This window comes from Saccharopolyspora sp. NPDC045941, assembly GCF_056431445.1.
Map to the genome: position 1 here is coordinate 94214 of NZ_JBWKKU010000007.1, position 9245 is coordinate 103458.

A 9245-nucleotide genomic window follows, 5' to 3' on the forward strand; every position below is an offset into this window, starting at 1 on the left:
ATTGTGGACTTCATGACGTGCTCCTCGCCCGGACGGTGCCGAGCTGGGCGAGGTGCAGGTTGGTGTCGGTGAACTTCTGCGACACCGCGTGCAGGATCTCCGTCATCGCCACCGTCGCCGGGGTCGGCGTTCGGTTCGCCAGCCGTGCCAACAGGATTCGTCTCGTCGGCGCCGGGACGTCGGTGGCGAAGTTGACCAGCCGCACGTCGTGGCGACGGTTGGTCAGGGCCAGCCGCGGCGCGATCGCGATGCCGAGACCGGCCGCGACCATCGCCTGCGCCTCCTGGTAGTCATGCGATTCGTAGGAAATCATCGGCTCGAACCCGGCAAGCCGGCAGCTGCGCCGCAGCACCTCGGCCACCGGGTGGTTGTCCGCGCGGATGATCCACTTGTGCTCGGCCAGGTCCGCCAGCCCGATGGCGGGTTCGTCGAGCAGTTCCGAGTTCGCCGGCACCACCAGCACCGTCGGGTCGTCCAGCAGGTGGTCGACTTCCAGCGACGTGTCGTCGATGCGGCCCCACTCGTAGTCCCACAGCATCGCGAGCTCGATTTCGCCGGTGTGCAACAACTCCATCAGCTCGGCGAACAGCGCCGAGCGGACGCTGGTGCGCATTCCGGGGTGCTTGCGGGAGAAGCGCGTTAAAGCCAGCGGCAGCAGCGAGGCGCTGGCCGTCGGGAACGAGCCCAGCCGCAACGTGCCCTGGTCCAACCTGGCGAGTGAATCCAGATCCGCCTGCGCGCCGCGCAGTTCGCGGCGGATCGCGCGGCCGCGCTCGGCGAGCGCCCGGCCCGCGTCGGTGAGCTGCACGCCGCGGGGCAGCCGGTACAGCAGCGGTTGGCCGACCTCCGCTTCCAGCCGGGACATCTGCTGGGAGGCCGCGGAGGGCGTGATCATCAACGACTCGGCGGCCGCCGTGAGGGAGCCGCGATCGGCGGCCTCGACCAGCAACAACACGCGCCGAACGTCCAGCATGGGGCTCCCTCCCGCCGGCCCGGGCCGCCGGGCCAGCTATTAGCGCTGCTTAAGCCAGCGTAAGGATTTGAACATTGTACTGAATGCTCGGTCTTGTCAGGGTGAACGCCGACGAACCCACCTGAGTAGGAAGAACGTTCCAGTGCACGTATCCGCAACGCTGGTGCGCGGCGGCACCAGCAAGTGTTGGCTCTTCGACGAGTCGACGCTCCCCGCCACTGTGGTATCCACTGTGGACAGTCTCGAAGGCTTGCTCGTCAACGCCTACGGGGCCGCCGACCCGGTGCAGTTGGACGGCGTGGGCGGCGCGACCCCGACTACTTCGAAGGCGGCCATCGTCCGAGCCTCCGACTCCCCTGGAGTCGACGTCGAGTACCTGTTCGGCCAGGTCGGCATCGGGATCGGGAGGGTGGAATGGGGCAGCAACTGCGGCAACTGCGCCACCGCGATCGCGCTGTGGGCCGTGACCCGCGGCTTCGTGCCCGTGACCGGCGATCTCACCCGCGTGGTGCTGCGCAACACCAACACCGGCGCCGTCCTGGAGGCCGAAGTGGACACCACCGGCGGCCACGTCCACGAGTTCGGCACCCAGACGGTCCCGGGCACCCGGGCCGGGGGAGTGGCGGTCGGCCTGACCTTCCTCGACCCGGCCGGACGCACCACCGGATCGGTCATCCCGGCCGGCGGGGTCGCCGACCAGCTGACCTGGGGCGGACTCCCCGCGACGGTAAGCATGATCGACGCCGGCGCGCCCATGGCGCTGCTCGACGCCGCCGGAATCGGCTGCACCGCGGCGGAATCGCTGGCCGAGATGCGAGAGCTCGTCGCCCCGCTGCGCGCGGTCCGGCACGAGGCTGCGCGCCGCATGGGTTTGGCCGAACCCGGTGCCGAGCCGAGCGACGCCGTGCCGAAGGTCGGCATCGTCGGCAAACCTGCGGCCTACCGGACGACCATGGGCGACGAGATCGCCGCCGAAGACTACGACGTGGCCGTGCGGATGCTGTCCATGAATGTGCCGCACCCGGCCATCGGACTCACCTCCGCCGTAGGCATCGCCGTGGCGAACCTCCTCGGCGGAACCGTCGTGAGTGGTGCGTCGGCGAGCGCTGGCCCGACGCTGCGAATCGGAACTCCGGCCGGTGTCGTCGCCGTCACCTGCGGTGATCTCGCCGGGTCAACGCCCCGCCGGGTCACCGTTCGGCGAGCCGCTCGCATCCTCTGCGACGCCGACATCTTGGTTCCGGACCTCATCCCGGCCTAACATCCGCCCGATCCCCAACCGCATAGGACAACGATGTCTGCCGAAATGATCTCCATCGGTGCGCTCGGCGTCATGTTCGTCGTGGCCACCGTGCTGCCCATCAACATCGGGATCCTCGCCTTCATCGGCGCATTCGTCGTCGGCACCGCCTCGCTGGGGCTGTCCGAGGACGAGATCTTCGAAGGTTTCCCCGTCTCGCTGTTCGTGACGATCGTCGGTGTCACCTACCTGTTCTCGGTCGCCCAGCGCAACGGCACGATCGACGTGCTGGTGCGCGCCGGGATCAGACTCGTGCGCGGCAAGGCCGCACTGATCCCGTGGGTGCTGTTCGCGGTGGCTGCCGTGCTCACCGCGTTCGGCACGTTCACCCCGGCAGCCGTGGCGCTGCTGGCGCCGGTCGGCATGAACTTCGCCTACCGCTTCGGCATCAGCCAGCTGATGGTCGGCATGATGGTGATCAGCGGTGCGCACGCCGGTGCGTTCTCGCCGATCGCCGTGTCCGGTGCCCTGGTGCTGGGCATGGTCGACGAGACGCCGCTGCACGTGGCGCCGCACCTGCTGTTCCTGGCCAGCTTCGGCTTCAACTTCCTGCTGTCGCTGATCACCTTCTTCCTGCTGGGCGGATTCGCCAAGCGGCGAGCCCAGGAAGTCGCGCCCGCCGAGGCCGACGAACCCGAGCTGTCGACCGGCAAGCTCACCTGGCGGCAGGGAGTCACGCTCGTTGCGTTGGCCGGGCTGGTCGTCGGTGCCCTGGTGTTCCACCTGGAGATCGGATTCCTCGCGCTGCTGGCGGCCACCGCGCTGACGCTGGTCGACATCAAGAACCAGTCCAAGGCGGTCGAGGGCATCAGCTGGTCCACGATCCTGCTGGTCGCGGGCATGGTCACCTACGTGGAGATCCTGGAGAAGGCGGGCACCATCGAGGCCGTCTCGCACGGCGCGGCGGGCATGGGCGCGCCGCTGTTCGTGGCCCTCCTGCTGTGCTTCGTGGTCGCGATCGTCTCGGCGTTCGCCTCTTCGACGGCGATCCTCACCGCGATCATCCCGATCGCCGTGCCGCTGCTCTTGGCGAGCCACATCAGCTCGGTCGGCCTGGTGGCGGCGTTGGCGATCTCCACGACGATCGTCGACACCTCGCCGTTCTCGACGAACGGAGCCCTGGTGCTCAGCAACGCCCGGGGCGTGGACCGGGATCGCTTCTACAAGCAGATCATCGGCTACACCGCGGGAATCGTGGGTGCCGGCCCGATCCTGGCGTGGGGCTTCCTGGTGCTGCCGTCCTCGATGTGATCGCGCGGTGGAGCCGGAGCCCCGTGCCGGGCTCCGGCTCCACTGTTCTCGGCGATCTGAGATTCGCGTCACAGGCGGATGATCTCCGGTGCGGTCGAAGTTGGAGATTGGTGCGCAGGAGACGGAGATCTGAGGAGCGGTCATGCGGGTTGTGCGGGTGAGCGAGTTCGGTGGGCCTGAGGTGCTCGTCGCGGGGGAGGCGCCCGATCCGGTCGCCGGTGCCGGGCAGGTCGTGATCGGTGTCGAGGTCGCCGCCATCGACTTCGTCCAAACCCAGCTGCGCCAGGGCTTCTCGCCGGGACCACCGCTGCCGGAGCTGCCGTACGTGCCCGGCGCGACGGTGGCCGGAACGGTGCTTTCGGCCGGCGACGGCGTCGACGCGAGCTGGATCGGCCGCCGGGTGGTCGCGCACACCGCCGACGGGCTAGGCGGGAACGCCGAGAAGGCGGTAGCCGACGAGGACGCGCTGTTCCCGGTCCCGGACGGGCTGGGGCTCGCGGAGGCGGCGGCGTTGTTCGACGACGGCGCCACGGCGATCGGCCTGGCCGAAAACGCGGCGATCAAGCCAGGGGAGTGGGTGCTCGTCGAGGCAGCCGGTGGCGGCGTCGGCAGCCTGCTGGTGCAGCTGGCACGCGCCGCCGGCGCGCGCGTCATCGGCGCGGCGAGGGGCGAGCGCAAGCGCGAGCTGGTGCTCTCGCTGGGAGCCGAGCTGGCGGTCGACTACTCGGAATCCGGTTGGCGCGAACAGGTCCTGGCGGCGACGGACGGCCGGGGCCCGGACCTGGTCTTCGACGGCATCGGCGGAACCATCGGCCGGGAGGCGTTCGAGCTGACCGCGCGCGGCGGGCGGTTCTCGGTGCACGGCGCCTCCAGCGGCACGCCGAGCGAGATCGACGGGGCGGAGGCCGAGCGCCGTGAGGTCACCGTGATCGGCCTCGACCAGCTCTTCGGCTTCGCGGCGACCGCGCGCCCGCGCAAGGAACGAGCGCTTTCCCGAGCGGCGGCGGGATTGCTGACCCCGACCATCGGCCAGACCTTCCCGCTGGAGCGCGCCGCCGACGCCCACGCGGCGATGCAGAACCGCCAGGTGATCGGCAAGACCCTGCTCCAGGTGCAGACGGGAGCATGATCGGGACTCGTGAGCACTTCGGGCTGTTGCAGCGGTCCAAAGTGCTCACGAGCCGGGTCAGCGGAGGTAGACCCGGTCCGGGTCGACGTCCTCGCGGAGCAGGCGGAGTTCCGCCGCCGTGGGCGGCTCGATGGTGGTCAGCTCATCGGCCACCTGGAGGCCCCAGCCGGTTGCCGCGCGGACCTGGTCCACCGTGACGCCGGGGTGCGTCGCCACCAGCCGCAGCTCCTCGCCGACACCGTCGCGCGCCAGGATGCCGAGGTCGGTGATCACCCGCGTGACGCCCGCGCCCAGCGGCCGGATCCCGTCCTGCAGCGCCCGGTCCGGGCCCGGCGAGGTGCAGAAGTCCAGTTCGGACATGAAGGAACGCGGGTCGTGGCGGCGCATCACCACGAACACCTCGCGGGAGTTGGCCATCACCTCCATCGCCCCGCCCGAGCCGGGCAGCCGCACCTTCGGCGCGTGCCAGTCGCCGATGACCGACGAGTTCAGGTTGCCCCACCTGTCGATCTGCGCCGCGCCGAGGAACCCGACGTCGATCCGGCCGCCCTGCAGGACGTAGCCGAACAGCGCCGTCATCGGCAGCACCGCCTCGGAATCGGTGATCAGCACCGCGTCGGCGATCGTCTCCGGCAGCTGCGACGGGTGCGCCCCGCACACCCCGGACTCGTAGACGATCTCGATGCCGGGCGCGACGGTCAGCTGAGCCAGCGACACCGCCAGCGTCGGCAGCCCGATCCCGGCGAAGACGGTGTTCTTGCCGGCCAGCTCCCGCGACGCGACCGCGGCGAGCAGCTCGGAGGACGTAACGGCCACAGTGGACCCCGTCGAACCGGTGGACACCGTCGAACCGGTGGACACCGTCGAACTGGTGGATACAGCGTTCATCACGACAAATCCCTTCGTTCTGCCCGTCAGAGCCGGCGCCCGTAGTTGACCGGTTCGCTCCACGCCTCGCCCACCGCCAGGCCCGCCCAGTGCTCGGCGCCGAGCTTCTCGAGGTACTCGGCGTGGTCGCGGGTGCCGCGGATCCACTCGTCCAGCCAGACCTGCAGCCGCTCGGGATCCTTGCTGATGTGCGACCAGCTGCGGTAGAAGTCGCCGTCCCGGTCGTAGTAGCCCTGCGCGAAGGCCGGGTGCGCGCCGCGCGGGCACTCCACCACCGCGTCCACCGCGTGCGCCGGGATGACCGTGCGGTTGGGGTCGGAGCGGATCACCTCGTCGGCCACCACCTCCTCCACCACGATGATCGCGTGCTTCGCGGCGTAGACGGCCTCGGCCTGGATGCCGGTCAGGCCCCAGATCTGGGTGTTGCCGGCCCGGTCGGCGCGCTGCGCGTGCACGATCGTGACGTCCGGGTTCAGCGGCGGCACCACGTAGATCTGCTCCGCTTCGCCGTCCGGGCCCGGGAACGGCGAGGTCACCTTGCGGATGCCGGGGTTCACCGCAGGCACGTCGCTGCCGCCGTAGGAGCGCAGCGGGTAGAACGGCAGCCGCTGGGCGCCGGCGAGGTACCGGCAGATCATCCCGTAGTGGCTGTACTCCTCGAACTCCAGCGGCGCGGGCTGCCCGGTCTCGATGCGGCGGCGCAGCTCGCCGAGCGAGCCGGCGGTGGAGTTGCCGACGAACGACGACACGAGCTTGCGGACGCAGCCGCCGGCGATGAGCTGATCGGTCACGATGTCGGCGGTCATCCGCGCGACGGTGAGGTCCTTGCGGCCCTGCCTGATGATCTCGTGCCCGGCCGCGGTGGGGATCAGGTGCGTGAAGCCCTCCAGCGCCACCGTCGCCCCGTCCGGGACGAACGCGGCGATCGCGTCCCGCATCGTCATGGTCTTGTCGGGCCGGGGGACCGGCGTCGTCGACTTGGCGACCGGGTTCTGCATCGTCGGGGCTCCTCGGTGTGCGCTTCGAATGCACAGCACATTGCCAGGCGGCATTGATAGCTGTCTAATACTGAATTAGTGTCGGATCAAGAGTAATTTCTTATGGATTCCCCGGGTTCCGGGGTGAACAGAGGTCGACCGTGGAGCTGCGCTACCTCACCGCATTCGTCGCCGTCGCCGAGGAACTCCACTTCGGCCGCGCAGCCAAGCGGCTGCAGATGGCGCAGCCGCCGCTGAGCCAGCAGATCCGCCAGCTGGAGAAGGAGCTCGGCGTCCAGCTCTTCGAGCGCAACACCCGCTCGGTCCGGCTCACCAGCGCCGGCGAGTCGTTCCTGGAGCCCGCCCGCACGGCGCTCGACGACGTCGACATCGCGGTGCGCGCCGCGAAGGCCGCCGGCCGCGGTGAGTACGGGCGGGTCACCGTCGGCTTCGCCGGCGCCTCCAGCCACGAGTCGCTGCCCCGGCTGACCCGCGCGGTGCGCGCCGCGCATCCCGGCCTGGAGCTCGTGATGCGCGGCCAGACCTACGCGAACGTGGCGCTGGCGAAGGTCGCCGACGGCTCGCTGGACCTGGGTTTCGTGCGGCTGCCGGTCAACCAGGTCGGCTCGCCGACCCCGGGCGTGCAGACCCGGGTGATCGAGGTGGAGGAGCTGATCTGCGCGCTGCCGACGGATCACCCGCTGGCCGGGCGGGAGCGGATCGCGATCGAGGACCTCGCCGACGAGCCGTTCGTCAGCTTCCCGTCCAACGCCGGGTCCACGGTGCGCGACGCGTTGGTCAAGGCGTGCGTGTCCGCCGGGTTCAACCCGCGCGTGGTGCAGGAGGCGCCGGATTCCTACACCATCCTCGCGCTGGTGGCCGCGGGCGTCGGCGTCACGCTGACGCTGACGTCCTGCCAGCACATCCAGCAGACCGGCACGGTCTACCGGCCGCTGGCGGGCGCACCGATGCTGCTGCACGCGGCGCTGGCCTGGCGCACCGACAACACCTCCGCGGCCCTGCGCACCGTCCTCGGCATCGCCGAGGAAGCCCTGCCCACGCCCGTGGGCGGCTGATCGCCGGCGGCCGCTCACCTGGGGCGTTCCCGCGAATTAATAAGCCTGACGTCTCACTGTTGCACTGATTCTGTATTGGACACGTCTAGGTTTGGGTGGCACGGTTACCGCCATCACATCGGGACGCGGGCGCCGTTCGAGGACGCCCGCCGGCACCGAGCTTCAAGGGAGAATGCATGGGTGCGGCCAACGCGCGCGAACAGAGCCGAACGGCCAACCGCGCCGGGATCGGGGCCTTCATCGGCTCGACCATCGAGTGGTTCGACTTCTACATCTACGGCACGGCCTCGGCCCTGGTCTTCGACAAGGTCTTCTTCCCGGAGCTCGACGGTGCGATCGGCACCCTGGTCGCGTTCGCGACCTTCTGGGTCGGCTTCCTGGCCCGCCCGATCGGCGGCATCATCTTCGGCCACATCGGCGACCGGCTGGGCCGCAAGAAGACCCTGGTCATCACGCTGCTGCTGATGGGCATTTCAACGACCCTGATCGGCGTGCTGCCCGGCTACGCCCAGATCGGCGTGTGGGCGCCGATCCTGCTGGTGACCATCCGCATGGTGCAGGGCATCGGCCTCGGCGGCGAGTGGGGCGGCTCGGTGCTGATCGCCTCGGAGCACGCGCCCAAGGGCAAGTCCATCCTCTACGGCGCGTTCGCCCAGCAGGGCTCGCCGGTCGGCAACACCCTGAGCACGGTCAGCTTCCTGGCCATCAGCCAGCTCCCGGACGAGGCGTTCCTGGGCTGGGGCTGGCGCGTCCCGTTCCTGGCCTCGGCGCTGCTGGTGCTGGTCGGCCTGTTCATCCGGATGCGGGTCACCGAGTCGCCGGCGATGGCGAACCTCATCGAGCGCAAGAAGGTCGCCAAGCTGCCGGTGTGGGAGGTCGTCCGCTCGCACCCGGCGCTGCTGGCGCTGGGCATCGGGGCTTGCACGATCGGCCTGTCGGCGACCTACTTCAAGTCGACCTTCGCGCTGTCCTGGGCCACCAGCCACCTCAGCTTCGACAAGAGCTCGTTCCTGACGATCATCCTGGTCGCCAACATCACCCAGATCATCGTGCAGCCCTTCGGCGCCGTCATCGCCACCAAGATGCGCAGCTGGTCCCGCGCGGTGACCGTGATGCTGCTGCCCGAGGTCGTGCTGCTGCCGCTGATGTTCGTGCTGATCAGCACCGAGAACTACGGGCTGGCGATGTTCGGCGTGGCGATCGCGACGATCCCGCACTGCCTGTACTACGCGGCCCTGGCGGGCATGCTCGCCAGCCGGTTCCCGGCGCACGTGCGCTACACCGGCATCTCGCTGTGCTACCAGATGTGCGGCACGCTGCTCGGCGGCACGACGCCGATCGTCGGCCAGTTCCTGCTGAACCTGTCCGGTTCGATCACCGCGGTGATCGCCTACGCGATCTTCCAGGTGGTGCTGACCCTCGGCTGCATGCTGTTGCTGCTGCGCCGCCCGAACTACGACGAGCGTGCCGAGGCCGACCAGGAGCCGCGCGCCGAGGCGGTTCCCGCGTAACCGGGCGCGACCGGGTGCGGGTTTCCCCTCCGGGGGGGGAGCCGCACCCCACTCTTCTTGGGGGACAGAGGGGGAAGCCCCGGTTGGGGTGGGGTCCCAAAGGGTTCAAACGGGGGGAGTTTGGGGCGGGAGAAAAACCG

The 9245-nt window shown here is 69.8% G+C and carries 8 protein-coding genes; 5 read left to right on the plus strand and 3 right to left on the minus strand.

The window, feature by feature from the left end; genetic code table 11:
* Nucleotides 1-10: 10 nt before the first annotated feature.
* Nucleotides 11-973 carry a LysR family transcriptional regulator gene (locus tag AC07FN_RS07740; RefSeq protein WP_358574211.1) on the minus strand — a complete coding sequence of 321 codons (963 nt, stop codon included), beginning with the start codon at nucleotides 971-973 and terminating at the stop codon, nucleotides 11-13.
* 142 nt (nucleotides 974-1115) lie between these two features.
* Here AC07FN_RS07740 and AC07FN_RS07745 point away from each other — a divergent pair, with 142 nt between their 5' ends.
* The 3 genes from AC07FN_RS07745 (at nucleotide 1116) to AC07FN_RS07755 (ending at nucleotide 4653) form a co-directional block, all read left to right on the plus strand.
* Nucleotides 1116-2234: a PrpF domain-containing protein gene (locus tag AC07FN_RS07745; protein WP_478394899.1), complete on the plus strand. Its 1119-nt coding sequence runs from the start codon at nucleotides 1116-1118 to the stop codon at nucleotides 2232-2234.
* Between the two features lie 33 nt (nucleotides 2235-2267).
* Nucleotides 2268-3524, plus strand: a complete 1257-nt coding sequence (locus AC07FN_RS07750) for an SLC13 family permease (RefSeq protein ID WP_478394900.1) — start codon at nucleotides 2268-2270, stop codon at nucleotides 3522-3524.
* A gap of 142 nt (nucleotides 3525-3666) precedes the next feature.
* Nucleotides 3667-4653: a zinc-binding dehydrogenase gene (locus AC07FN_RS07755; protein ID WP_478394901.1), complete on the plus strand. Its 987-nt coding sequence runs from the start codon at nucleotides 3667-3669 to the stop codon at nucleotides 4651-4653.
* A 57-nt stretch (nucleotides 4654-4710) separates the two neighbouring features.
* Here AC07FN_RS07755 and AC07FN_RS07760 read toward each other — a convergent pair whose 3' ends face one another.
* Both AC07FN_RS07760 and AC07FN_RS07765 read right to left on the minus strand, forming a co-directional pair.
* On the minus strand, nucleotides 4711-5541 hold the full coding sequence (locus AC07FN_RS07760) for a CoA-transferase subunit beta (protein ID WP_478394902.1): 831 nt from the start codon (nucleotides 5539-5541) through the stop codon (nucleotides 4711-4713).
* Nucleotides 5542-5567: 26 nt separating this feature from the next.
* The gene (locus AC07FN_RS07765) at nucleotides 5568-6539 is read right to left on the minus strand and encodes a CoA transferase subunit A (protein ID WP_478394903.1); all 972 of its coding nucleotides are present in this window, start codon (nucleotides 6537-6539) and stop codon (nucleotides 5568-5570) included.
* A gap of 140 nt (nucleotides 6540-6679) precedes the next feature.
* On the opposite strand from AC07FN_RS07765, the gene AC07FN_RS07770 reads away from it, so the two are divergent.
* Both AC07FN_RS07770 and AC07FN_RS07775 read left to right on the plus strand, forming a co-directional pair.
* Nucleotides 6680-7594, plus strand: coding sequence for a LysR substrate-binding domain-containing protein (locus AC07FN_RS07770; RefSeq protein ID WP_452612343.1), 915 nt, complete (start codon nucleotides 6680-6682; stop codon nucleotides 7592-7594).
* A 176-nt stretch (nucleotides 7595-7770) separates the two neighbouring features.
* The gene (locus AC07FN_RS07775) at nucleotides 7771-9105 is read left to right on the plus strand and encodes an MFS transporter (RefSeq protein WP_478394904.1); all 1335 of its coding nucleotides are present in this window, start codon (nucleotides 7771-7773) and stop codon (nucleotides 9103-9105) included.
* Nucleotides 9106-9245: the final 140 nt, after the last annotated feature.